The sequence below is a fragment of the Ramlibacter sp. P4_H7 genome, from assembly GCF_056400765.1.
On sequence record NZ_JBFUKP010000009.1, the window covers coordinates 74188 to 96972 of the forward strand.

Below are 22785 nucleotides of genomic sequence, written 5' to 3' on the forward strand. Positions count from 1 at the left end.
AGGAGCCAGTCTAGCCAGCGGCCGCAGCGGGCGCTTCGTGTCCTACAGCGCCGTGGCGGCACGGCCTGCGGAGGGGCGGCCGGGCTGCGGCTAGATTGCCTGCATGGGAACCAACACGAGCATCGGGCCCGACGCCGAAGGCGCCGGCAACGAGGACCACGGCAACGCCGACGGCTGCGGCAACAAGACGCTGGGCGAGCACGCGCAGCAGCAAGCGCCGGCCGGCGCGCAGGACGTGCCGGAGCAGGGCGCGGAACGCGACCCCGCCGGCGGCAGGCGACCCGCCGACCACTGATCCGCTGTCTGGCGGCATGCGGCCTCGTCCTACAGGACGGCTCGGCTGCGCCTGCCCATCATCTGTGCCCCCCACAACGAAAGGGAAGCACGATGAACCGATCCCTGTTCCTCCGGACCGCCTGCGCGGCGACGCTGGCAGCCATTGCCCTGGCCGGATGCGCAAGCATGCGCGGCGCCGCCACCTCGCAACAGACCTACCAGGCGTCCCTCACCGGGACCGAGGAAGTCCCTGCCGTGACCAGCACGGGCACCGGCACCGCGGACGTCCGGTACAACTCCAACAACCAGATGCTCAGCTGGAGCGTGACGCACAGCGGCCTGAGCGGCCCCGTCACCGCCGCCCACATCCACGGCCCGGCCGGTCCGGGCCAGAACGCGGGCGTGGTTGTTCCCTTCACCAACGTGGGCGCGGCGACCATCACGGGCGAAGCGAAGATCACGCCCGAGCAGCTGGCGCAGCTGACCTCGGGCCAGTGGTACGTCAACCTGCACACCGCGCGCAACCCGGGCGGCGAGATCCGCGGCCAGCTGCGGGCGAAGTAAACCGCCGAGATGGTTGCGCGCGCAACCATCCTGCCTTATAGTTGCGCCCGCAACCAACGGGAGATCGCGTGGCGCCAACGCAGCCGCTGCCGGACGGCATTCCGGTCCTGATCGCGGGCGGCGGGCCCGTGGGCCTGGCGCTCGCGGCGCTGCTCGCGCGCCACGGCGTGCGCAGCCTCGTCGTCGAAGCCGACGCGGGCTATTGCACCGGCAGCCGGGCGATCTGCATCTCCCGCCGCTCGCAGGAAATCCTGGCCACGGCGGGCGCCGGCGCCCCCCTGGCCGCCAAGGCCTTGCCCTGGACCGGAGGCCGCAGCTTCTGGCGCAACCAGGAGGTGCTGCACTTCCGCATGCCCAGCGAGCCGACCGAGCGCTTCGCGCCCATGGTCAACATCCAGCAGTACCACGTCGAGGCCTTCGTGCACGAAGCCTTGCAGCGGGTGCCGGACCTCGTGCAGGTCGCCTGGTCCTCGCGCGTCACCGGCGTGCGGCCGGGTGGGGAGGGTGTCGACGTCGAGGTCGAGGACGCGAGCGGGACGCGGCGCATCCGCGCGGACTGGCTCGTCGCCTGCGACGGCGGCCGCAGCACCGTGCGCGAGCAGCTCGGCCTGCAACTGGAAGGCACGCAATACGAAGGCCGCTACGTCATCGTCGACATCGTGCAGAAGACGGCGCGGCCGGTGGAGCGCCTGGCCTGGTTCGATCCGCCGTCCAACCCCGGCTCCACGCTGCTGATGCACCGGCAGCCCGACGACGTCTGGCGCATCGACTACCAGCTGCGCGACGACGAGGACGGCGCCGAGGCGCTGAAGCCGGAGAACATCCTGCCGCGCGTGCGCAGCCACCTCGCCATGATCGGCGAGGACGCACCGTGGGAGCTGCTGTGGGCGTCGATGTACAACGCCAAGTGCCTCACGCTGCCCGCGTACCGACACGGCCGCGTGCTGTTCGCGGGCGACGCCGCGCACCTGGTGCCGATCTTCGGAGTGCGCGGGCTCAATTCCGGCCTGGACGACGCCGCCAACCTCGCCTGGAAGCTGGCGCTGGTGCTGGACGGCGGCGCCGATGCCGCCTTGCTGGACTCGTACTCGCAGGAGCGGGTGCAGGCCGCGCGCGAGAACATCGCCTACGGTGCCAAGAGCACCGAGTTCATGGCCCCGCCGGACTTCGCCTTCCGCCTGATGCGCGAAGCCACGCTGCGGGTCGCGATGGACGATCCCGCGGTGCGCTCGCTGATCAATCCGCGCCAGTCGGCGCCGGTCGCGTACACCGGCACGCCTCTCAACGGGCCGCAGCAGGGCGCCTGGACCGACGATGCGCAGGCCGCCCCCGGCCAGCCCGCGCCGGAAGCGCTGCTCCAGGGAGCGCAGGGCGCTTTCCACCTGACGCAGTGCTTCGGCACCGAGTTCACCTGCCTGGTGTTCGGCGACGGCGCCCTGCCGCACGTGGTGGCGGACCTCGCGGCCCAAGGCGTCGCCGTGCTGGACATCGCGCCCGACGCGGACGTGCACGGCCAGGCCCGCAAGCGCTACGGTCTGCCGGACGCGGACGCGACCGGCCTCGTGCTGGTGCGGCCCGACGGCTACGTGATGGGACGTTGGCGCGGCCTGGACCCCGAGCCGGTGCTGGCCTGCCTGCGCGAGAAAGGACTGCAGCCATGAACGAAGCGGATCTCGATCGCGGCTACACCGCGCTGTGCCAGGCTCTCGGCGAGGTCGGGCCGCAGCGCAGCGAGCTGCTGCTGGCGATGGTGGCGCTGGCCCTGATGGCGCGGGCGCCGCAGGCCGGCGAGGTGCTGGACATCGTGGCACGCTCGCGCGAGCGCTGCCTGCAGGAATGAGCGCGCCGCGCGTGGGCGGCACGGCACCGCTGGACGCCTTCCTCAGCTACCGGCTGCACCAGGTCAACAAGGTCACGGACCGTGCCAGCAGCGACGCCTACGCGGGCGAGTTCGGCCTGCCGGTCGGCGAGGCGCGCTGCCTGGCCGCCATCGGCAGCTTCGCGCCGCTGTCGATCAACCAGCTGGCGGCGCGCGCCAATCTGGACAAGGGGCAGGCGAGCCGCGCGACGCAGGCGCTGGTCGAACGCGGCCTGGTGCTGAAGGAGGCGCACCCCGGCGATGCCCGCGGGGTGGTGCTGCAGCCGACTGTCGAAGGACGGCGTCTCTGGGCCCGCGTGATGCGCGTCATCGCCCGCCGCAACGAGGAGATCTTCGGCTGCCTGACGGCGGCCGAACAGCGCCAGCTGGCCCTGCTGCTCGATCGGGTGCTGGCGCATGCCCGTCCGGATGGCCGGCTTGACATCCGTCAAGCGCGAACCGGCAGTCCGTCGTAGATTGGGGCGATGAAGCGGCGCCACCTGCTGTCCCTGCTTGGCGCCGCGGCGCTGCTGGCGCAGCCCGTGGCGGCGCAGCCGGTGGCCATCACCGCCACGACGGTCAGCCTGTACGCCGGTCCGGCGAGTTCCTACCCCGAAGTCCTGCAGCTCTCGCCCGGCGCCCAGGTGTTCATCCACGGCTGCCTGCCGGACTACGTCTGGTGCGACGTGAGGTCCGGCTACGAGCACGGCTGGGTGCTCGCCTCGACCCTCTACTACGACCACCGCGGCGCCATGGTGCCGCTGCCGACGGTCGCCTCGCTCGCAGGCATCCCGATCGCCGGCTTCGAGATCGAGCAGTACTGGGGCGTGTACTACACCGGCCGGCCCTGGTACCGGGATCGCCATCGCTGGCAGAGCCGGCCGGACCTGCGCCCGCCGCCCGGGCCGCCGAGCTACCGGCCTCCGGGCATCGGCATCCGGCCTCCGACGGATGCACCTTCGCGTCCCGGCGGGGCACCCATGGTCAGCCCGGCGCCGGAGCCGCGCGGCCAGGGCTTCACCCGCTGAGCTGGCCAGGCTCACCGCGCCTCGCAGGATCGCCGGCAATACCCCTCCTGCCCGGCGATCGGGTCGGACTCCCTACAATCACCGGTCCCCCCGCCTCCTCGCATGAACGCCCCCGTCGACGTTTCCTTTTTCGCGCGCGCCGCGAAGCCGATCACCAGCTACCGCAAGTACTGGGCGCATCGCTTCGGGCCGGCTCCTTTCCTGCCGATGAGCCGGAAGGAAATGGATGCGCTCGGCTGGGACAGCTGCGACATCGTGCTGGTGACCGGCGATGCGTATGTCGACCACCCGAGCTTCGGCATGGCGGTGGTGGGCCGCGTGCTGGAAGCGCAGGGCTTCCGCGTGGGCATCATTTCCCAGCCCGACTGGCACAGCGCCGACGCGTTCAAGGCGCTGGGCAAGCCCAACCTGTTCTGGGGCGTCACCGCCGGGAACATGGATTCGATGATCAACCGCTACACGGCGGACCGCAGGCTGCGCAGCGACGATGCGTACACGCCGGGCGACGTGGCGGGCAAGCGGCCGGACCGCGCGGCGATCGTCTACAGCCAGCGTTGCCGCGAGGCGTTCAAGGACGTGCCGGTGATCCTGGGCGGCATGGAAGGCAGCCTGCGCCGCATCGCGCATTACGACTACTGGTCGGAGAAGGTGCGCCACAGCATCGTGCTGGACGCCAAGTGCGACCTGCTGCTGTACGGCAATGCCGAACGCGCGATCGTCGAGATCGCGCACCGCCTGGCCGCCCGCGAACCGGTGGAGCAGATCACCGACGTGCGCGGCACGGCCTTCGTGCGCCGCTCCACGCCGGAGGGCTGGTTCGAGATCGACTCCAGCAGCGTCGACACGCCCGGCCGCGTCGAGGACCACGTCAACCCCTACATGACCATCGCCGACCAGGCGAAGGCGCAGGGGGAGACGTGCAGGAAGGAAGAGGGTGCTTCGGATTCCCTCCTTCCCCCTCTGGGGGAAGGCCGGGATGGGGGCGCTCTTTCGACCGAGCAGCCGCTCCGTTTCGTCCCGAACCCCGCGCTTCGCGAGCGCCCCCACCCCAACCCTCCCCCAGAGGGGGAGGGAGTCCGGAAGCGGCCGCCGCCGCGCGACCACACGGTCATCCGCCTGCCGTCCTACGAAGCCGTCAAGTCGGACCCGGTGCTCTACGCGCACGCCAGCCGCGTGCTGCACCTGGAAACCAACCCCGGCAATGCGCGCGCGCTGGTGCAGGCGCACGGCGAGCGCGACGTCTGGCTCACCCCGCCTCCGATCCCGCTCACGACGGCGGAGATGGACCACGTGTTCGGCTTGCCCTACGCCCGCAGCCCGCATCCCGCGTACGCCGACGAACACGGCCGGCACGACGGCGCGACCAAGATCCCGGCCTGGGAGATGATCCGCTTCAGCGTGAACATCATGCGCGGCTGCTTCGGCGGCTGCACCTTCTGCTCGATCACCGAGCACGAGGGCCGCATCATCCAGAGCCGCAGCGAGGACTCGATCATCCAGGAGGTCGAGGACATCCGCGACAAGGTGGAAGGCTTCACCGGCGTGATCTCCGACCTCGGCGGCCCCACCGCGAACATGTACCGCCTCGGCTGCAGGTCGCCGGAGATCGAGTCGGCCTGCCGCAAGCCCAGCTGCGTGTACCCGGGCATCTGCCAGAACCTGAAGACCGACCACGGGCCGCTGGTCAAGATCTACCGGCGGGCGCGCGCGCTCAAGGGCATCAAGAAGATCCTGATCGGCTCCGGCCTGCGCTACGACCTGGCGGTGCAGTCGCCCGAGTACGTGAAGGAACTGGTGCAGCACCACGTGGGCGGCTACCTGAAGATCGCGCCCGAGCACACCGAGCAGGGGCCGCTCACGAAGATGATGAAGCCGGGGATCGGCAGCTACGAGCGCTTCAAGGCGATGTTCGAGAAGTTCTCGGAAGAGGTCGGCAAGAAGCAGTACCTGATTCCGTACTTCATCGCCGCGCACCCGGGCACCAGCGACGAGGACATGATGAACCTCGCGGTCTGGCTCAAGCGCAACGGCTTCCGCGCCGACCAGGTGCAGACCTTCTATCCCAGCCCGATGGCGACGGCGACGGCCATGTACCACTCGGGCAAGAACCCGCTGCGCAAGGTCACGCGCGACAGCGAAGGCGTGGACATCGTGCGCGGCGAGCGCCGCCGGCGACTGCACAAGGCCTTCCTGCGCTACCACGACCCGAACAACTGGCGGCTGCTGCGCGAGACGCTCAAGGCCATGGGCAGGGCCGACCTGATCGGCAACGGCAAGCACCACCTGATCCCGACCTACCAGCCGTTGACGGACGGCAGCTATGCCAGCCCTCGGCGCAAGAATTCGACCGGTGCGCCGGCCCAGCCCGCAAAGGGCCGCCTGCTCACGCAGCACACCGGCCTGCCGCCGCGCGTCACCGGTGCCGCCAAGCCGCCCCGCAAGCCGCGCTGAACGCAAGGAGCCGGACCCCGGCTTGCTTGACGTTGCGCAACACGGCCGTGCGGCAGCCGCGCGAAGATCGCAACCACAACCTGTCCCTGGAGCTGGCCTCATGCCTTCCCTGCTGCGCGGCGTGCTGGCATCGCTGCTGCTCGTCCTGAACACTCTCTTCTGGTGCGCCCTCGTGTTCGTCGGCGCGCTGGTCAAGCTGCTGCTGCCGTTCGAGCCGGTGCGCCGGCGCATCGACCCGGTCCTGAACGTCTTCGCCAATGGCTGGGTCGCCTGCAACAGCGGCTGGATGCGCCTGACGCAGCCCACGCAGTGGGACGTCGAGGGCGCCGACGGACTGGACGCCGGCGGCTGGTACCTGGTGAACTGCAACCACCAGAGCTGGGTCGACATCTTCGTGCTGCAGAACGTGCTGCGCGGCCGCATCCCGCTGCTCAAGTTCTTCCTGAAGCAGCAGCTCATCTACGTGCCGGTGATCGGCCTCGCCTGGTGGGCGCTCGACTTTCCCTTCATGCGGCGGCATGGCAAGGAGGCGCTGCGCCGCCGGCCGCACCTGCGCGCGCAGGACCACGAAGCCACGCTGCGCGCCTGCCGCAAGTTTTCGCTGGTGCCGACCAGCGTGATGAACTTCGCCGAGGGCACCCGCTTCACGTCCGACAAGCACGATGCACAGGGCTCGCCCTACCGCCACCTGCTCAAGCCGAAGGCCGGCGCACTCGCCCTGACGCTCAATGCCATGGGGGAGCGCTTCCATTCGCTGGTGGATGCGACCATCGTCTATCCCGACGGCGTGCCCAGCTTCTGGGATTTCATGTCCGGCCGCGTGCCGCGCATCGCCGTTCGGGTGCGGCAACTGCCCATTCCCGAAGGCTTCGCCGCCAGCGACTACGCCACCGACCCGGCGTTTCGCCGCCAGTTCCAGCGCTGGCTCACCGCGCTGTGGGAAGAGAAGGACCGCGAGTTCGAGGCGCTGCTGCAGCGCAACTGAGCGCCGCGGCGTTTGCGCGCCTGACTAGGCCCCCATGGTGTGGAGGGGCAGGTCCTTCTCCACGGCCAGGAAATCGAGTTCCGCGCGCGACTGCGACGCGAAGAACGCGGCCACCGCCGCGTGCGTCTCCCTGCGGAACATCGTCTTCGCGTCGCCGGCCGCCACCCCGGCCGCTTCGCACAGCCGGGCGGCGAAATGCGGCTCCAGCGCGGCGACGGCGACGCGGCCGTCCTTGCAGGGATACACCCGGTAGCCGGCGTGCGCGCCGCCCACGGAGCCCTGCGGCTGCGTGAGGCCCCAGCGGTGCGGCAACGCCAGGTAGGCGGCCGCATCGGACAGCGCGACTTCCAGGTACAGGCCTTCGGGATGCGGATCGCCGCCGCCGGCGTAGCGTTCGTGCTTGCGCAGCGCGGCCTGCAGCACCGACTCCGCGGCCATCAGCGAGCCGCTCATGTCGGCGTACAGCGTCGCGGGCAGTTCGAGGCCGGGCACCAGGCCGTTGTCGGCGAGGTAGGTGAGGTCGTGTCCGGGTTCCTCCGCGCGCGCGCCGGGCGCGCCGACGATGGCCACCTGGCTGAGCGAGGGATACCGGCCGTGCAGGTCCTTCCATGCCAGCCCGAGCTTGTGCAGCGCGGAGGGCCGGAACGACGTGAGCAGGACGTCGGTGCGCGCCAGTTCCTTGTGCAGCAGCTCCTGGCCCTGCGGCGTCTTCAGGTCGCCCTGGAGCACCTTCACGCCCTCGTGCAGTTCGCCATAGGCGGCGGGGTTGTAAAGCCCCATGGGGTCGCCCGAGGGCGGCTCCAGCTTGGTGCAGGTTGCGCCCATGCGGCGGCAGCGCATGAGGGCGGCGGGCCCGGGCAGGTTGAGCGCGAGGCTCAGGATGCGGATGCCATGCAGCGGTGCGTAGGGACGGCTCATGCGCGAAGGCTAGCAGAGGTGGAAGTGCGCGGCTGTCGCGTCCGGTCGGGTACTTCCCGATGCAGGCCGGCGCCCGCCTCGCTACCCTCGCGGCGATGCCGGCGTCCTCGCGGCAGCCCCTCATCAGGAGACAAGAATGCAGTTCAAACGGTCCCTCTTCATTCTGGCCGGCCTTGCCATCGCGGCGACCGCGCAGGCGCAAGGCAGCTGGCCCACCAGGCCGATCACCCTGGTCGTCCCGTTCGCCGCCGGCGGCCCGACCGACGTCGTGGCCCGCACGCTGGGCGCGTCGATGTCCAAGTCCCTGGGACAGACCGTCGTCATCGAGAACAAGCTGGGCGCGGGCGGCACGGTCGCCGCGAATTACGTCGCCAAGGCGGCGCCCGATGGCTACACGTTCTTCATCCACCACAACGGCATGGCGACGGCGCCCGCGCTGTACCGCAAGCTCTCGTTCGATCCGCTGAAGGATTTCGAATTCGTGAGCCAGGCTGTGGAAGTGCCGATGACGCTGCTGGCGCGCAAGGACTTCCCCGCCAACAACCTGCAGGAGATGGTCACCTACATCAAGGCCAACAAGGAAAAGATCAACCTGGCGACGGCGGGCCTGGGCGCGGTGTCGCAACTGTGCGGCCTGCTGTTCCAGCGCGCCATCGGCGTGCAGCTGACCGAAGTGCCGTTCCAGGGGACCGCGCCGGCGATGAACGCGCTGCTGGGCGGGCAGGTGGACGTGCTGTGCGACCAGACGACGCAGACCGTGCCGCAGATCAAGGCCGGCAGCGTGAAGCTCTATGGCATGACCACCCGCAACCGCGTGAAGGTGCTGCCCAGCACGCCGACGCTGGCGGAGCAGGGCCTGAAGGACTTCGAGGTGGTGGTGTGGCACGGCATCTACGCGCCCAAGGGAACGCCCAAGCCTATCGTCGACCGCATGAACACCGCGGTGCGAACGGCGCTGAAGGATCCCGACGTGATCAAGCGCATGGACGACCTGGGCGCCGAGATCGTCCCGGACAAGACCAACACGCCGGAAGCGCTGCACGCGTGGCTGAAGTCCGAGATCGACAAGTACGGCCCCGTCATCAAGGCGGGCGGCAAGTTCGCCGACTGACGCCGGTCAAGTCCTCCCCGAGCGGCCGGGCTAGACTGGCCCGGTCGCCACCACGGGGAAGACGGATGCGAACCCATCACTTGCGGCTGCTGGCCTGCATCCTCGCCGGGGCGGTGCTGCCCGCCATCGGGGGTGCAGCAGACCTCTATCGCTGGGTGGACGCCCAGGGCACGCCCCACGTCTCCGACCGGCCGCCGCCGAATCCGCCTGCCAACATGACGCGCGAGTCCATGCCAGCGCCGGTCACCGCGCCGCCGCAGCGAACGGACACACGGGAGCCTGCGCCCGCCGCGCAGGGGCGGGCTCGTACGCCCGACAACGAAGGCAGCAAAGGGACCGTGCGTCCCGCCGCGCCGGTCGCTGCCCCCGCCGGGGGCCAGGATTGCAAGGCGCGCTGGGATGCGTACCAGCGCAGCCAGGCGTGCTTCGCGCCCTATCGCACCGCCGAGGCCGGCCTGAAGCCGGAAGCCTTCACCGCGTGCGGCCCCGACCTGGCGGACCCTTCGGCGGACTGCGGACCGTTGCGGTAGCGCCGCCTCAGAGCGGCAGGCCCACGTAGTTCTCGGCGAGCGCGCTGGAAGCGGCTTTCGAGTTCACGAGGTAGTCCAGTTCCGCTTCCTGCAGCTTCTGCGCGATCGGGCCTTCGCCCGGGAACTTGTGCATCAGCTGGGTGAACCACCACGAGAAGCGCTCAGCCTTCCAGATCCGGCGCAGCGCGCGGTCCGAGTAATGGTCCAGGCCGGCACTGCTGCGCTCCTTGTAGTGTTCGACGAGGCCGTTGGCGAGGTACTTCACGTCCGAGGCCGCGAGGTTCAGGCCCTTGGCCCCCGTCGGCGGCACGATGTGCGCGGCGTCGCCCGCCAGGAACAGCCGTCCGAACCGCATCGGCTCGGCGACGAAGCTGCGCAGCGGTGCGATGCTCTTTTCCAGCGCCGGGCCGGTCACCAGGCGCTCGCGCGCTTCCGGGTCCAGTCGCAGGCGCAGCTCGTTCCAGAACGCCTCGTCCGACCACTGTTCCACTTTGTCGGTCAGCGGCACCTGCACGTAGTAGCGGCTGCGCGTAGGGCTGCGCATGGAGCACAGCGCGAAGCCGCGGTCGGTGTTCGCGTAGATCAGCTCGTGGAACACCGGCGGCACGTCGGCCAGCAGGCCCAGCCAGCCGAAGGGGTAGACCTTCTCGAACTCCTGGATCGTGCCCTTGGGCACGCTGGCCCTGCTGATGCCATGGAAGCCGTCGCAGCCGGCGATGAAGTCGCAGGCCAGTTCCTGCGCCGCGCCGTCCTTGCGGAAGCGCACCACCGGGCTGCTGCCGTCGAAGCCGTGCAGGCTCACGCTGTCGCCCACCTCGTAGTGCGTCTCCAGCCCCGCGGCCGCACGCGCAGCCATCAGGTCGCGCGTGACCTCGGTCTGGCCGTAGACCATCACCGTCCTGCCGCCGGTCAGGCCGGGGAAGTCGATGCGGTGGCGGGCCCCCTTGAACAGCAGCTCGATGCCCTCGTGCACGAGGCCTTCGTGGTGCATGCGCTCGCCGACGCCGCATTCGTCCATGAGGTCGACGGCGATCTGCTCGAGCACGCCGGCGCGGATGCGTCCCAGCACGTAGTCGGCGCTTTGCCGCTCGATGATCACGTTGGCGATGCCGGCCTTGTGCAGCAACTGGCCGAGCAGCAAGCCGGAGGGGCCGGCGCCGATGATGGCGACCTGGGTGCGAAGGGTCATGGTGTTGTCTCCTGCCCCGCAGCTTAGGCCGCGCGCCGGGCGGCGAACAGGGGTTCTTCGCGACGTTGTGCGATGATCGTGCAGGCTGCGCGATCATCGCGCAATGCGGGTGCCCCCATGACGATCGCCCACGTGGATTACATCGCCGGCATGGCCAAGGGCCTCGCCGTGCTGGAGAGCTTCGACACCCAGCGGCAGCGGCTCAACGCCACGCTGGCGGCCGAGCGGGCCGGCCTGACGCGGGCCGCCGCACGGCGGCACCTGCTGACGCTGGCGCACCTGGGCTACCTGGAGACCGACGGCGGCTGGTTCTGGCTGTCGTCCAAGGTCCTGCGCTTTTCCGGCAGCTACCTGGCGTCGGCGCGCCTGCCGCGCGCGATCCAGCCGACGCTCAACCGCCTGGCGGGCCTCACCGGCGAATCGTTCTCCGCGGTCGTGCTGGACGGCGACAACGTGGTGATCGTCGCCCGCAGCGGTTCGGCGCAGCTGGCCTATGGCCTGCACCTGGGCGCACGGCTGCCGGCCCACGCCACTTCCACCGGCCGGGTGCTGCTGGCGGCCAAGACGAAGAGCGAACTCGCCGCCTGGCTCAAGGGCAGGGAGCTGCCGCGCCTGACCGGCCACACGGTGGTCGAGCCGCGTGCCTTCCGCGGGCTGATCGAGCAGGTGCGCGCGCAGGACTACTGCGTCGCAAGCGAGGAGCACGAGCTGGGGGTGCACGCGGTCGCCGTGCCGCTACGGGACATGGACGGCCGCACCGTGGCGGCGCTCAACGTGGTCACCACCCGGCAGAGGCTGGAGCCGAAGTCGTTGCAAAGGGACCTGCTGCCGCTGCTGCTCGAGGCCGCGCGGGAGTTGCGCCCGCTGCTTTGAGAGGCCTCGATATGCCCGGATGGCCATAAAGTAACAACGAGATATTCGTTGTCGTTGGAAGAGCTGCTCCCCACAATCGGAACATCCTCGTACCAGAGTCAGGCCTCCCATGGAAGGCCAAGGACCCCCTTACTCCCCATGAACAAGATCAAGCTCCTCCTGGCCACCGCGGCGCTGGCCGCCAGCAACCTCGCCTCCGCGCAGCAGCAGACCCTGCTGAACGTCTCGTACGACGTGGCGCGCGAGTTCTACAAGGACATCAACGCCGCCTTCGTGCCGTTCTACAAGAAGACGGCGGGCAAGGACGTCAAGATCGAGCAGTCCCATGCCGGCTCCAGCGCGCAAGCCCGTGCCGTCGCCGAAGGCCTGGAGGCCGATGTCGTCACCATGAACACCACCACCGACGTGGAGTTCCTCGCCGACAAGGGCGTGGTGGCCAAGGACTGGCAGAAGCGCTTCCCGGACAACGCCGCACCCACCACGTCGACCATGTTGTTCCTGGTGCGCAATGGCAATCCCAAGGGCATCAAGGACTGGGACGACCTGCTGAAGCCGGACGTCAAGGTGGTCGTCGTCAACCCCAAGACCGGCGGCAACGGCCGCTACGCCTACCTGGCCGCCTGGGGCTACGTGAAGAAGAAGGGCGGCACCGACGCGCAGGCGGCGGACTTCGTCGCCAAGCTGTACAAGAACGTGCCGGTGCTCGCGCGCGGCGGCCGCGACGCCACCACCGCCTTCCTGCAGCGGAACATCGGCGACGTGCTGGTGACCTTCGAGTCCGAGGTGGAATCGGTCAACCAGGAATTCGGCGCCAACAAGGTGGACGTGGTGTATCCCTCGGTGAGCATCGTGGCCGAGAACCCGGTGGCGGTGGTCGAACGCACCGTGGCGAAGAAGGGCACGGCCGATCTGGCCAAGGCCTACCTGAACTTCCTGTACTCGGAAGAGGGCCAGGAGATCGCCGCCAAGCACCACATCCGGCCGCGCAACCAGGCCGTGCTGAAGAAATACGGCAGCACGTTCCAGCCGATCAAGCTGTTCACCGTGCAGGAGCTGTACGGGTCGCTGGCGGACGCGCAGAAGGTGCACTTCAACGACGGCGGCCAGTTCGACAAGATCTACACCGTCAAGTAAGGACAGCATGAGTGGCGCACTCGCGGCGCCGCTGCCCTCCGTGGCGGCGGCGCCATCTTCGTCGCGGGGCGGCAGCCGCAAGGTGCTCCCGGGCTTCGGGCTGACCCTCGGGTTCACGCTCTTCTACCTGTGCCTGATCGTCCTGATCCCGCTGTCGGCGCTGGTCCTCAAGACCTTCTCGCTGTCGTGGGACCAGTTCTGGGTGGCGGTGACGTCGCCGCGCGTGCTGGCTTCCTATCGCCTGACCTTCGGTGCGTCGTTCGCGGCGGCGCTGGTCAACGTGGTGTTCGGGCTGCTGGTGGCCTGGGTGCTGGTGCGCTACACGTTTCCCGGCAAGCGCATCGTCGACGCCCTGGTCGACCTGCCGTTCGCGCTGCCCACCGCCGTCGCCGGCATTTCGCTGACGGCGCTGTTGGCGGGCAATGGCTGGATCGGCCAGTACCTGGAGCCGCTTGGCATCCAGCTCGCCTTCAACCGCAACGGTGTGGTGATCGCGTTGATCTTCATCGGGCTGCCCTTCGTCGTGCGCACGGTGCAGCCGGTGCTGGAGGAATCGGAGAAGGAGCTGGAGGAGGCGGCCATGTGCCTGGGCGCCACCCGCTGGCAGACCTTCTCCCGGGTGATCTTCCCCTCGATCGCGCCGGCGCTGCTGACCGGCTTCGCGATGGCATTCGCGCGGGCGATCGGCGAGTACGGTTCCGTGATCTTCATCGCCGGCAACATGCCCATGGTCTCGGAGATCACGCCGCTGATCATCATCGGCAAGCTGGAGCAATACGACTACGCCGGCGCGACGGCGGTGGCTTGCGTGATGCTGCTGTTCTCCTTCCTCCTGCTGCTCGTGATCAACGCGCTGCAGGCCTGGCAGCGCAAGCGCGCGGGAGGCAATTGATGGTGACGAAGTCCATTCTCACCCTCTCCCGCATGCGGGAGAGGGCCGGGGTGAGGGTCCAGTGATGGCGGCCACCGACCTCACGCGCAGGCGCGTCACGACCACCGAGCCGCCCTGGGTGCGCCGGACGCTGATCGCCATCGCGCTGGCCTTCATCCTGCTGTTCCTCGTGCTGCCGCTGGCGGCGGTCGCCACCGAGGCGCTGCGCAAGGGATTCGGCGCTTACCTGGAAGCGCTGAAGGAGCCGGATGCCTGGTCGGCGATCCGCCTCACGCTCGTCACGGCCGCCATCGCCGTCCCCTTGAACCTGGTGTTCGGCGTGGCCGCCGCCTGGGCGATCGCCAAGTACGAGTTCCGCGGCAAGGCCTTCCTGACCACGCTGGTGGACCTGCCGTTCTCGGTGTCGCCGGTGGTGGCGGGCCTGATCTACGTGCTGGTGTTCGGCGCGCAGGGCTGGTTCGGTCCCTGGCTGTCCGAGCACGACGTCAAGATCATCTTCGCCGTGCCGGGCATCGTGCTGGCCACGGTGTTCGTCACCTTCCCCTTCATCGCCCGCGAGCTCATCCCGCTGATGCAGGCGCAGGGCAACGACGAGGAGCAGGCCGCGATCGTGCTGGGCGCGACCGGCTGGCAGACCTTCTCGCGCGTCACGCTGCCCAACATCAAGTGGGGCCTGATCTACGGGGTGATCCTGTGCAACGCGCGGGCCATGGGCGAATTCGGCGCCGTCTCCGTGGTGTCCGGGCACATCCGCGGGCAGACCAACACCATGCCGCTGCACGTGGAGATCCTCTACAACGAATACCAGTCCGTGGCGGCGTTCGCGGTGGCGTCGCTGCTGGCGCTGCTGGCCGTGGTGACGCTGGTGATCAAGTCGGTCGCCGAGTGGCGGCAGGAACGGGAGCTCAAGGCGGCCGCCGCGCTGCCGCAGGAACGTCCGCTGGTCCTGGAAGGAAGCACATGAGCATAGAGATCCGCAACGTCAGCAAGCATTTCGGCGACTTCCGTGCGCTGAAGGACGTGTCCCTGACCATCGATTCGGGCGAACTGGTCGCCCTGCTGGGGCCTTCCGGCTGCGGCAAGACCACGCTGCTGCGCATCATCGCGGGACTGGAAACCGCCGATGCCGGGAGCATCCTGTTCTCCGGCGAGGACACGACCGAGGTGCACGTGCGCGAGCGCCAGGTCGGCTTCGTGTTCCAGCACTACGCGCTGTTCCGCCACATGACGGTGTTCGAGAACGTCGCTTTCGGCCTGCGGGTGAAGCCGCGCGGCCAGCGTCCCTCCGAAGACAAGATCAGGCAGAAGGTGCACGAGCTCCTCGGCCTGGTGCAGCTGGACTGGCTGGCGGACCGCTTTCCCTCGCAGCTCTCCGGCGGCCAGCGCCAGCGCATCGCGCTCGCCCGCGCGCTGGCCGTGGAGCCCAAGGTGCTGCTGCTGGACGAGCCCTTCGGCGCGCTCGACGCCAAGGTGCGCAAGGAGCTGCGCCGCTGGCTGCGTCGCCTGCACGACGACCTGCACGTCACCTCGATCTTCGTGACGCACGACCAGGAGGAGGCCCTGGAGGTCGCCGACCGCGTTGTGCTGATGAATGCCGGCAACATCGAACAGGTGGGCTCGCCGCAGGAGGTGTGGGACCATCCGGCCAGCCCCTTCGTCTACGGCTTCCTGGGCGACGTGAACCTGTTCCATGGCCGCGCACACGAGGGCGAGGTGCATTTCGAAGGCATGCAGATCGCCTCGCCGGAGCTGGCGGGCGCGCAGAACGAAAGGGCTTCGGCCTACGTCCGTCCGCACGACCTGGACGTGCAGCGCTATACGCCGGGAGCCAACGGCATCCCGGTCAAGCTGGCCCGGGCGATCGTGGTCGGGTCCGTGGCGCGGCTGGAACTTCTGCCGGTCGACGGTGCCAAACAGGCGGACAATGCGGGGTTCGATTCCGTGATCGAGGCGCAGATTCCTGCGCAGCAATTCCGGGAGATGGGATTCCGGGAGGGCGATACGCTGGTGGCGACACCGCGCCGCGCCCGGGTGTTTCTGGAGAGTGGCGCCGGCATCTGAGATGCCCTGGGGCGCCCTGGGAGGCCGAAAAGAATGATGGGGAAGATCCTCGACGGGTTCGACACGGCGCCGCGGCGCGTGCTGGCGGCGGTGGCTGGCGCCTGCGTGGCCTTGCTGGCCTTCGGCCTCTACCTGCAGCACGTGGTGGGCCTCGAGCCCTGTCCCATGTGCATCGTGCAGCGCTATGCCCTGGTGCTGGTCGCCATAGCGGCGGGTGTGGCGGCGGCCTTCCGGTCGCGCGGTGCCCACCTTGCGGGCGCCGGCCTGATGCTGGTGCTGGCCGGCTTCGGCGCCTTCGTGGCCGCCCGCCAGAGCTGGCTGCAATGGAACCCGCCCGAGGTCGCCTCCTGCGGCCGCGATTTCTACGGAATGATCGAAACCTTCCCGCTGCAGCGCGCGATCCCGATGATCTTCCGCGGCAGCGGGGACTGCAGCAAGATCGATTGGACCTTCCTGGGCGGCTCCATCGCCAACTGGTCCTTCGTCTGGTTCGTGGTCGTCGGCGTCGTCAGCATCGTGCTGTTCGCGCGCCAGTTGCGCCGCCGCACCCAGCGCGGGGTCAGCGCGCCCATCGCGGCCTGAAGCCCGCTGGGGTTCGCGTCGCTCACCACCAGCCTACGGGGTTGGCTCCTCGCGAGCCTCGGGGCTGTTCGTAGCCTGGGGTGACGCAGGAACCCCAGCTCCCCCTCACAACCCGCTCGGATAGGTCTCGGCCGGTTCGCCGGCATGCCACACCGGTTCCGGCACCAGCGGCTGCAGGGCGCGCGTGTGGTCGATGTGGATCAACGCATCGAACTGCGCCGGCAGCCGGGTGTGGAAGTAATGGCTCTGGCGCTCGGTGGCCGGCTGGTAGATCACCCCGATCGCCCGCTGCAGCCGCTTCTCCTTGAGCAGTTCCGCCAGCGCCGCGTTGCCGCGCAGCGGCAGCCAGAACCGCGCCTCGCCGAGCTGGTGGAACAGGTCCTCGTAGCTGCCCGGCAGGCCCGGGCGCACGCGCTTGCGTTCGGCGGCGGCGTCCCAGGCCGAAGCCGCGGTGACCGTGCCACTGCAGGTGCTGAAGCCCACCAGCAGCGCCTCGTCGCCCCAGCGGTCGCGCGCGAGCTGGCCGACGTTCCATTCGCCCAGGTCGCCCATCTCGGTGGCGCTGGCATCGCCCAGGTGCGAGTTGTGGGCCCACACGGCCATGCGCACCTCGCCGGCCAGCGTCTGCAGGTGGCGCTCCAGGGCCTGCAGCGTCTCCACCATGTGGCTGTCCCGCATGTTCCAGGACGACACCCGGCCGTGGAACATGCTGCGGTAGTACTCCTCGGCGTTGTGCACGAGGCGCGCATTCTGCTGGGCGAAGAAGACGTTGGCGCGGTCCTCGTTCGAGCCGGCCAGGAGCTCGGCGGCGCGCCGGTTCATCTCACGCAGCTGCTGCACCACCTCGTCCTCGCAGCTTGCCTTCATGCCGAAACTCGCGGCGTAGCCATAGGCCTGGCTGTCCTCGCCGTAATGGTCGAAGCAGGCGTAGCGGCTGCGCGCACGCTGCGCGGCGTCGGGATCGACCTGGTCCAGGTACTCGAGGACGGAATTGATCGAGGCATAGAGGCTGTAGAGATCCATGCCGTAGAAGCCGACTTGCCGGGAAGCGGCCCGTCCGCGGTTGTGCTCGCGCAGCCACTCGACGAAGTCGCGCACCTCGGTGTTGCGCCACATCCAGGTGGGGAAGCGCTCGAACCCCGACAGCGCCGCTTCGGCGTTCGCGTCGTCCGAGTAGCCGCGGATGTAGCGGTTCACGCGCCAGGCGTCCGGCCAGTCCGCCTCGACCGCCACCGCATTGAAGCCGTGGTCGCGGACCAGCCGCTGCGTCAGTGCCGCGCGCTCGGCATAGAACTCGTGCGTGCCATGCGAGGCTTCGCCCAGCAAGGCGAGCTTCGCCCGGGCCAGCTGCGCCACCAGCAGGCTGTCGTCCGCGGCGGCGGCGGGCAGGGCGCGCACGTGCGGGCGCAATCCTTTCAGCAGTCCGTCGTGGCGCAGGGAAGAAAGGGACATGGGATCTCCCAGGTCAGGCCGGGTGCTCCTGGCGGTGCAGGTGTCGCACGAACCAGTCGGCGGCGAGGTCCGCCACCTGCTCCAGCGCACCGTGCTCCTCGAACAGGTGCGTGGCGGCGGGCACGGTCTCGAGCTTGTGTTCGCACTGGAGATGGTCCAGCGCGTCCTCGTTGAGTCCGACCACCTCGCGGTCGGCGCCGCCCACGATCAGCAGCGTCGGTGCGCTCACCGCGGCCAGCGCCGCCGGTCCCGCCAGGTCCGGCCGGCCGCCGCGCGACACGACGGCAGCGACCTTGTGGCCGAGCTGAGCCGCCGCGATCAAGGCCGCCGCGCTGCCGGTGCTGGCGCCGAAGAAACCCAGCGGCAGGTCGCGCAATGCGGGTTGGCCGCGCGTCCACTCGGCGGCCGCTTCCAGCCGGCGCGTCAGCAGCGCGATGTCGAAGCGGTGCTCGCGCGTGCGCAGGTCCACCTGCTCCTCCTCGGCCGTGAGCAGGTCGAACAGGAGGGTGGCAATGCCGCTTTCCTGGAGCCGGCGGGCGACCTGCCGGTTGCGCGCACTGTGGCGTCCGCTGCCGCTGCCATGGGCGAACAGCACCAGGCCCTGCGGCCGGTCCGGCAGGCCCAGGTCGCCATGGAGCCAGGTCGGGCCCAGGGGGATGCGGACCTCCTGGAGGGAAGGGGTGGGGGACGCCTGGTTCATCGCTCTTCCTCCTGGAGGCTAGAGCGGTCGGTGCCGCCTGGCTGTCGGCGTGGCGCGCCGGCGGTGTAGGACGAGCAGTTCCCGGCCGCTGCAGGAGGACACGATAGGACTCCTGCGCCGGCTTGTCACCCGCTTCAGTCCAGTTTCTTGACGAACACCATGCTCTTGCGGTCCCAGTTGTACTTGCGCTTGCGCGCCTCCGGGAGCCAGTCCGGGTCGACCTGCACGAAGCCGCGGCGCAGGAACCAGTGCATGGTGCGGGTGGTGAGCACGAAGATGCTCTCCAGACCCATGGCGCGGGCGCGCTGCTCGACGCGGCGCAGGATCTTCTCGCCGTCGCCCTGTCCCTGGCTCTGCGGGGACACGGTCAGCGCGGCCATTTCGCCGGTCCTGGCCTCGGGGTAGGGGTACAGCGCAGCGCAGGCGAAGATCACGCCGTCGTGTTCGATGATGGTGTAGTTGGCGATGTCGCGTTCGATCTCGGTGCGGTCGCGCTTGACCAGCGTGCCGTCCTTCTCGAAGGGTTCGATCAGCTGCAGGATGCCGCCCACGTCGTCGGCGGTCGCCTCGCGCAACTCCTCCAGCTTCTCGTCGACCACCATCGTGCCGATGCCGTCGTGCACGTACACCTCCAGCAGCAGCGAGCCGTCGACGGCGAAGGGGATGATGTGGCTGCGCTCCACGCCGGCCTCGCAGGCCTTCACGCAATGCTGCAGGTAGAACGCCGTGTCGGTCGGGTTCTGCGCCGGCGGCAGGCTGCCCAGCAGCTGCTTGGCGGCCGCCAGCGGCAGCTCGGTGTCGATCGGGTTCTCGTCGTCGCTCGCCTCCAGTGGCTTGATGCGCACGCCGGGGATCTCGGCCAGGAAGATCAGCTTGTCGGCCTGCAGTGCGATCGCCACGCTGGTGGCGACCTCCTCCATGGTCAGGTTGAAGGCCTCGCCGGTCGGGGAGAAGCCGAAGGGAGAGAGCAGCACCAGCGCGCCCATGTCCAGGGTGCGCTTGATGCCCGCGGCGTCCACCTTGCGCACCAGGCCGGAGTGGCGGAAGTCGATGCCGTCGACGATGCCCACCGGCCGCGCGGTGATGAAGTTGCCCGAGATCACGCGCACCGTCGAACCCGCCATCGGCGTGTTGGGCAGGCCCTGGCTGAATGCCGCCTCGATCTCGTAGCGCAGCTGGCCCGCGGCCTCCTGCGCGCAGTCGAGCGCCACTTCGTCGGTGATGCGCATGCCATGCGAATAGCGGGCGGCGTGGCCCTTGGCCTTCAGCTGCTCGTTCACCTGCGGACGGAAGCCGTGCACCAGCACCACCTTGACCCCCATGCTCTGGATCAGCGCGATGTCCTGCGCGATGTGCTGCAGCTTGCCGGCGGCGATGGCCTCACCCGCCATGCCCACCACGAAGGTCTTGCCGCGGTGCATGTGGATGTAGGGCGCCACCGAGCGGAACCAGGGGACGAAGGTGAAATTGAAGATCGCGGACATCGGCGGCAGGCGGCGCAGGGTGAGGTTTCAGCGCGACAGTGTAAGGGAGGGCCCTGCGGTGGAACGTGGCATTTGCGCTATCGTTCCCCGTCATGAGCCCACTCGCCGCCGGTTTCTGGGGTGCCTTCTTCGGCACGGCGGCGCTCATGCTGGGCATCTCGATCGCGGCCTACGTGCGGGCGCGCCGGCGCGTCGCCCTGCTGGCCGCGCTGTCGGCCATCCTGTCGGCCTCCTTCGTCGTCGCCTACCTCGGCTGGCTTCCCATGGAGGGCAAGGTCGAGGCCCGCGTGCTGGCGCACGTCGCGATCTTGGCCGCGGCCGTCCTCTCGCCGATGTTGCTGGCCCTGCTGGGGCTGTTGCGCGAACCGGGCACCGCCGAGCGCGTGTTCGGTGGCTTCGCGGCGCTCGCCCTGGTGGTGATCGCCGCGGGCTGGCTGATGGAGCCACCCGAGGCGCTGATGCTCAGCTGGCTGACGGCCTTTTCCGCGGGCGCGGTGATGCTGGTGGTGGCGATGCGCAGCGCGGCCGGCGGCAACCGCTTCGGCCGGCCGACCGTGGCGGGCATGTCGCTGCTGCTCCTGTCGCTGGCCGGACTGAGCTGGATCGCGCTGGACCGCACCGCGGCCTGGCCGGTGCACGCGGCGAGCGCACTCGCGGGAATGGGCTTCCTGGCCGTGATGGCAGCCGCGACCTGGAGCCGCTACTCCTACCTGCTGGAGCTCTCCGAAGTGATGGCGCACGGCCCGAGCTACGACCCGGTGACCCGCATGCGATCGCACACCGAAACCGGCCAGCTGGTGGGCGACGTCTTCTTCCACCGCGAGGCCGAGGAACGCCCTGTCGGCGTGCTCGCCGTCTGCATCGCGAACCTCTACGCGCTGGAGAACCTGCACGGGCGCGCGGCCTTCAATCACGCGCTGTTCCTCTGCGCCGGGCGCCTGCGCCGCTGCGTGCCGCAGACGGTGGAGATGGGCCGCATCGGCGAGGACGGATTCCTGCTGCTGACGCGCAGCATGGACGACCTGCGCGGGCTGGAGCAGCTCGCGCGCCAGATCCGCGACGGCCTGTCGCGTCCCGTCTCACTGAGCATCAGCCGGGAGCCGGGGCGCATGGACGCCCGCGCGACGACGTGGATCGCGGACGTCGGCGTCGGCGTGCTGGCCACCAGCACCAAGGTCCGGCCCGCGCAGGCCGTGAGCACGGCACGGGCCATGGCGCGCACCGCCTGGTCCTACACCACGCGCATCGCCTGCTTCGACGAGAAGGCCGGGCAGATCGCCGAACTGCCGCTGGATCCCCCGCTGAGCGTCGCGTAGCCGCGACTTCCCATTTTGCTTCTGGCGGCCCGCGGGGCGCTGCGCTATCGTGCCGCCATGGATCGGCTGGCGGCGGGATTCTGGGGGGCGTTCTTCTGCACGGCAGCGCTGATGCTGGCGCTCTCGCTCGCGGCCTTCCGCTTGTCGCACCGGCGCGTGGCGCTCAACGCCGGCCTCACTTCCGTCTTTTCGGCCGCTTTCGCCTTCGCCTACCTGGGCGGGCTGCCCCTGGCGCCGAACACGGAGGCGCGCGTGCTGGCCCACGTGGCGGTGATCACCGCGGTCTTCCTGGCGCTGATGCTGATGTCGACCCTGGGCATGGTGCGGCACACGGCGGTGGGCCGGCGTGCCGCCGCTGCGCTCATGGGAGGCGGGCTGCTGGTGCTGGCGGCAGGGTGGGTGCTGGAGCCGCCACAGGCCCTGGCGCTCAGTTCCATCGCCGCGTTTTCGATTGGTGCCGTGATGCTGGTCGTGGCCGCGCGCGGCGCGCTGCGTGGCGACCGTGCCGGCTGGACCGCCGTGGCCGGCATCGTCTTCATGCTGGTGGCAATCGTCGGCCTCAGCCGGATCGCCCTGAGCGGCGCCACCGCCTGGCCGGTGCACGCGATCAGTGCGCTCGCGGGCGTGGCCTACCTGTGCGTGATCGCCTCGGTGCTGTGGGCGCGCTACTCCTACCTGCTGGAGCTGTCCGAGGTGCTGGCCCACGGGCCCAGCTATGACCCGGTGACGCGCATGCGCTCGCACAGCGAAACGGGGCAGATGGTGGGTGAAGTGTTCTTCCGGCGCGGAGCGGAAGCGCGCCCCATCGGCGTGGTGGCCGTCAGCCTGGCCAACCTCTACGCCCTGGAGAACCTGCACGGCCGGGCCGCCTTCAACCATGCGCTGTTCGTCTGCGCGGGGCGGCTGCGGCGCTGCGTGCCGCAGAACGCGGAGATGGGCCGCCTGGGCGAGGACGGCTTCCTGCTGCTGGTGCCCAATGCCCCCGACCTCGAGCGGCTGGAGCAGCTGGCCCGCCAGATCCGCGACCGGCTGTGCCGGCCGGTGGCGCTGAGCACCAGCCGGGACCCGGCCGGCCTGGAAGCCGCGGGCACGGCGTGGGTGGCCGACATCGGCATCGGGGTGCTGGGCACCACCACCCAGGTGCGCCCCTCGCAGGCGGTGGCGACGGCCCGTGCGATGGCGCGCACCGCCTGGAGCTACCCCAGCCGCATGGCCTTCTTCGACGAGAACGTGGGCCAGATCGCCGAGCTCGGCGCGATGACCCGGCCGCTGCCCCCGGGCGCGGTCCCGGCCTGATCGCTCCGGGCATCGGATAATCACGGGCTTTTGCCCGTGCCGTCTTGCCCGCTCCGCTGAACATCCGCTTTCCCGACAACCTGCC

The 22785-nt window shown here is 69.7% G+C and carries 23 protein-coding genes; 18 read left to right on the plus strand and 5 right to left on the minus strand.

Going from position 1 to position 22785, the window contains the following annotated elements:
- The first annotated feature begins 103 nt into the window (after positions 1-103).
- The 8 genes from AC1DSA_RS14000 to AC1DSA_RS14035 all read left to right on the plus strand — a co-directional run bounded on the left by AC1DSA_RS14000 (position 104) and on the right by AC1DSA_RS14035 (position 7162).
- Positions 104-295: a hypothetical protein gene (locus tag AC1DSA_RS14000; protein WP_477890133.1), complete on the plus strand. Its 192-nt coding sequence runs from the start codon at positions 104-106 to the stop codon at positions 293-295.
- Between the two features lie 92 nt (positions 296-387).
- On the plus strand, positions 388-840 hold the full coding sequence (locus tag AC1DSA_RS14005) for a CHRD domain-containing protein (RefSeq protein WP_477890135.1): 453 nt from the start codon (positions 388-390) through the stop codon (positions 838-840).
- Between the two features lie 68 nt (positions 841-908).
- Positions 909-2501, plus strand: coding sequence for an FAD-dependent monooxygenase (locus AC1DSA_RS14010; RefSeq protein ID WP_477890137.1), 1593 nt, complete (start codon positions 909-911; stop codon positions 2499-2501).
- On the plus strand, positions 2498-2680 hold the full coding sequence (locus tag AC1DSA_RS14015) for a hypothetical protein (RefSeq protein WP_477890139.1): 183 nt from the start codon (positions 2498-2500) through the stop codon (positions 2678-2680). Before AC1DSA_RS14010 ends, AC1DSA_RS14015 begins: the two co-directional genes overlap by 4 nt.
- Positions 2677-3174, plus strand: coding sequence for a MarR family winged helix-turn-helix transcriptional regulator (locus AC1DSA_RS14020; RefSeq protein ID WP_477890141.1), 498 nt, complete (start codon positions 2677-2679; stop codon positions 3172-3174). The genes AC1DSA_RS14015 and AC1DSA_RS14020 overlap by 4 nt, the downstream gene beginning before the upstream one ends.
- 9 nt (positions 3175-3183) lie before the next feature.
- Complete coding sequence (locus AC1DSA_RS14025; RefSeq protein WP_477890143.1) at positions 3184-3726, plus strand: SH3 domain-containing protein; 543 nt, start codon at positions 3184-3186, stop codon at positions 3724-3726.
- 102 nt (positions 3727-3828) lie between these two features.
- Positions 3829-6177 (plus strand): YgiQ family radical SAM protein, encoded by a 2349-nt coding sequence (locus tag AC1DSA_RS14030; protein ID WP_477890145.1) that lies wholly within the window; start codon positions 3829-3831, stop codon positions 6175-6177.
- A gap of 100 nt (positions 6178-6277) precedes the next feature.
- Positions 6278-7162, plus strand: a complete 885-nt coding sequence (locus AC1DSA_RS14035) for an acyltransferase (protein ID WP_477890147.1) — start codon at positions 6278-6280, stop codon at positions 7160-7162.
- 24 nt (positions 7163-7186) lie between these two features.
- Here the strand turns inward: AC1DSA_RS14035 and AC1DSA_RS14040 are convergent, their stop codons facing one another.
- A complete protein-coding gene (locus tag AC1DSA_RS14040) occupies positions 7187-8080 on the minus strand; it encodes a CoA transferase (protein WP_477890149.1) in 894 nt (297 codons plus the stop codon).
- A gap of 136 nt (positions 8081-8216) precedes the next feature.
- Between AC1DSA_RS14040 and AC1DSA_RS14045 the strand changes: the two genes are divergently transcribed.
- Together AC1DSA_RS14045 and AC1DSA_RS14050 are read left to right on the plus strand one after the other, a co-directional pair.
- The gene (locus AC1DSA_RS14045; RefSeq protein ID WP_477890151.1) at positions 8217-9191 is read left to right on the plus strand and encodes a tripartite tricarboxylate transporter substrate-binding protein; all 975 of its coding nucleotides are present in this window, start codon (positions 8217-8219) and stop codon (positions 9189-9191) included.
- Between the two features lie 65 nt (positions 9192-9256).
- Positions 9257-9721, plus strand: a complete 465-nt coding sequence (locus AC1DSA_RS14050) for a DUF4124 domain-containing protein (RefSeq protein ID WP_477890153.1) — start codon at positions 9257-9259, stop codon at positions 9719-9721.
- 7 nt (positions 9722-9728) lie between these two features.
- Here the strand turns inward: AC1DSA_RS14050 and pobA are convergent, their stop codons facing one another.
- Positions 9729-10910 (minus strand): 4-hydroxybenzoate 3-monooxygenase, encoded by a 1182-nt coding sequence (gene pobA, locus AC1DSA_RS14055; RefSeq protein ID WP_477890155.1) that lies wholly within the window; start codon positions 10908-10910, stop codon positions 9729-9731.
- Between the two features lie 117 nt (positions 10911-11027).
- On the opposite strand from pobA, the gene AC1DSA_RS14060 reads away from it, so the two are divergent.
- The 6 genes from AC1DSA_RS14060 (at position 11028) to AC1DSA_RS14085 (ending at position 16452) form a co-directional block, all read left to right on the plus strand.
- A complete protein-coding gene (locus tag AC1DSA_RS14060; protein WP_477890157.1) occupies positions 11028-11783 on the plus strand; it encodes an IclR family transcriptional regulator domain-containing protein in 756 nt (251 codons plus the stop codon).
- Between the two features lie 138 nt (positions 11784-11921).
- Positions 11922-12917 carry a sulfate ABC transporter substrate-binding protein gene (locus AC1DSA_RS14065; protein WP_477890159.1) on the plus strand — a complete coding sequence of 332 codons (996 nt, stop codon included), beginning with the start codon at positions 11922-11924 and terminating at the stop codon, positions 12915-12917.
- Between the two features lie 7 nt (positions 12918-12924).
- Entirely contained in the window at positions 12925-13809 is an 885-nt protein-coding gene (gene cysT, locus AC1DSA_RS14070) for a sulfate ABC transporter permease subunit CysT (RefSeq protein ID WP_477890161.1), read from the plus strand.
- 64 nt (positions 13810-13873) lie between these two features.
- Positions 13874-14773 carry a sulfate ABC transporter permease subunit CysW gene (cysW, locus tag AC1DSA_RS14075; protein WP_477890163.1) on the plus strand — a complete coding sequence of 300 codons (900 nt, stop codon included), beginning with the start codon at positions 13874-13876 and terminating at the stop codon, positions 14771-14773.
- Entirely contained in the window at positions 14770-15870 is a 1101-nt protein-coding gene (locus AC1DSA_RS14080) for a sulfate/molybdate ABC transporter ATP-binding protein (RefSeq protein WP_477890165.1), read from the plus strand. The genes cysW and AC1DSA_RS14080 overlap by 4 nt, the downstream gene beginning before the upstream one ends.
- Positions 15871-15903: 33 nt before the next feature.
- The gene (locus AC1DSA_RS14085; protein WP_477890167.1) at positions 15904-16452 is read left to right on the plus strand and encodes a disulfide bond formation protein B; all 549 of its coding nucleotides are present in this window, start codon (positions 15904-15906) and stop codon (positions 16450-16452) included.
- 105 nt (positions 16453-16557) lie between these two features.
- Here AC1DSA_RS14085 and AC1DSA_RS14090 read toward each other — a convergent pair whose 3' ends face one another.
- From AC1DSA_RS14090 to argA, 3 genes are all read right to left on the minus strand, one after another.
- Entirely contained in the window at positions 16558-17904 is a 1347-nt protein-coding gene (locus AC1DSA_RS14090; RefSeq protein WP_477890169.1) for an erythromycin esterase family protein, read from the minus strand.
- A 13-nt stretch (positions 17905-17917) separates the two neighbouring features.
- Positions 17918-18604 carry a dienelactone hydrolase family protein gene (locus AC1DSA_RS14095; RefSeq protein ID WP_477890171.1) on the minus strand — a complete coding sequence of 229 codons (687 nt, stop codon included), beginning with the start codon at positions 18602-18604 and terminating at the stop codon, positions 17918-17920.
- Between the two features lie 134 nt (positions 18605-18738).
- The gene (gene argA / locus AC1DSA_RS14100) at positions 18739-20088 is read right to left on the minus strand and encodes an amino-acid N-acetyltransferase (RefSeq protein WP_477890173.1); all 1350 of its coding nucleotides are present in this window, start codon (positions 20086-20088) and stop codon (positions 18739-18741) included.
- Positions 20089-20180: 92 nt separating this feature from the next.
- Here argA and AC1DSA_RS14105 point away from each other — a divergent pair, with 92 nt between their 5' ends.
- A complete protein-coding gene (locus AC1DSA_RS14105; protein ID WP_477890175.1) occupies positions 20181-21404 on the plus strand; it encodes a diguanylate cyclase domain-containing protein in 1224 nt (407 codons plus the stop codon).
- A gap of 57 nt (positions 21405-21461) precedes the next feature.
- Positions 21462-22700, plus strand: a complete 1239-nt coding sequence (locus tag AC1DSA_RS14110; RefSeq protein ID WP_477890177.1) for a GGDEF domain-containing protein — start codon at positions 21462-21464, stop codon at positions 22698-22700.
- The last annotated feature ends 85 nt before the right edge of the window (positions 22701-22785 follow it).

Excerpts from the sequence above, each read along its gene's own strand:
- AC1DSA_RS14000 (WP_477890133.1), top strand. The coding sequence starts at position 104 with ATGGGAACCAACACGAGCATCGGGCCCGACGCCGAAGGCGCCGGCAAC.
- AC1DSA_RS14005 (WP_477890135.1), top strand. The coding sequence starts at position 388 with ATGAACCGATCCCTGTTCCTCCGGACCGCCTGCGCGGCGACGCTGGCA.
- AC1DSA_RS14015 (WP_477890139.1), top strand. The coding sequence starts at position 2,498 with ATGAACGAAGCGGATCTCGATCGCGGCTACACCGCGCTGTGCCAGGCT.
- AC1DSA_RS14020 (WP_477890141.1), top strand. The coding sequence starts at position 2,677 with ATGAGCGCGCCGCGCGTGGGCGGCACGGCACCGCTGGACGCCTTCCTC.
- AC1DSA_RS14025 (WP_477890143.1), top strand. The coding sequence starts at position 3,184 with ATGAAGCGGCGCCACCTGCTGTCCCTGCTTGGCGCCGCGGCGCTGCTG.
- AC1DSA_RS14030 (WP_477890145.1), top strand. The coding sequence starts at position 3,829 with ATGAACGCCCCCGTCGACGTTTCCTTTTTCGCGCGCGCCGCGAAGCCG.
- AC1DSA_RS14035 (WP_477890147.1), top strand. The coding sequence starts at position 6,278 with ATGCCTTCCCTGCTGCGCGGCGTGCTGGCATCGCTGCTGCTCGTCCTG.
- AC1DSA_RS14040 (WP_477890149.1), bottom strand. The coding sequence starts at position 8,080 with ATGAGCCGTCCCTACGCACCGCTGCATGGCATCCGCATCCTGAGCCTC.
- AC1DSA_RS14045 (WP_477890151.1), top strand. The coding sequence starts at position 8,217 with ATGCAGTTCAAACGGTCCCTCTTCATTCTGGCCGGCCTTGCCATCGCG.
- AC1DSA_RS14050 (WP_477890153.1), top strand. The coding sequence starts at position 9,257 with ATGCGAACCCATCACTTGCGGCTGCTGGCCTGCATCCTCGCCGGGGCG.
- pobA (WP_477890155.1), bottom strand. The coding sequence starts at position 10,910 with ATGACCCTTCGCACCCAGGTCGCCATCATCGGCGCCGGCCCCTCCGGC.
- AC1DSA_RS14060 (WP_477890157.1), top strand. The coding sequence starts at position 11,028 with ATGACGATCGCCCACGTGGATTACATCGCCGGCATGGCCAAGGGCCTC.
- AC1DSA_RS14065 (WP_477890159.1), top strand. The coding sequence starts at position 11,922 with ATGAACAAGATCAAGCTCCTCCTGGCCACCGCGGCGCTGGCCGCCAGC.
- cysT (WP_477890161.1), top strand. The coding sequence starts at position 12,925 with ATGAGTGGCGCACTCGCGGCGCCGCTGCCCTCCGTGGCGGCGGCGCCA.
- cysW (WP_477890163.1), top strand. The coding sequence starts at position 13,874 with ATGGCGGCCACCGACCTCACGCGCAGGCGCGTCACGACCACCGAGCCG.
- AC1DSA_RS14080 (WP_477890165.1), top strand. The coding sequence starts at position 14,770 with ATGAGCATAGAGATCCGCAACGTCAGCAAGCATTTCGGCGACTTCCGT.
- AC1DSA_RS14085 (WP_477890167.1), top strand. The coding sequence starts at position 15,904 with ATGATGGGGAAGATCCTCGACGGGTTCGACACGGCGCCGCGGCGCGTG.
- AC1DSA_RS14090 (WP_477890169.1), bottom strand. The coding sequence starts at position 17,904 with ATGTCCCTTTCTTCCCTGCGCCACGACGGACTGCTGAAAGGATTGCGC.
- AC1DSA_RS14095 (WP_477890171.1), bottom strand. The coding sequence starts at position 18,604 with ATGAACCAGGCGTCCCCCACCCCTTCCCTCCAGGAGGTCCGCATCCCC.
- argA (WP_477890173.1), bottom strand. The coding sequence starts at position 20,088 with ATGTCCGCGATCTTCAATTTCACCTTCGTCCCCTGGTTCCGCTCGGTG.
- AC1DSA_RS14105 (WP_477890175.1), top strand. The coding sequence starts at position 20,181 with ATGAGCCCACTCGCCGCCGGTTTCTGGGGTGCCTTCTTCGGCACGGCG.
- AC1DSA_RS14110 (WP_477890177.1), top strand. The coding sequence starts at position 21,462 with ATGGATCGGCTGGCGGCGGGATTCTGGGGGGCGTTCTTCTGCACGGCA.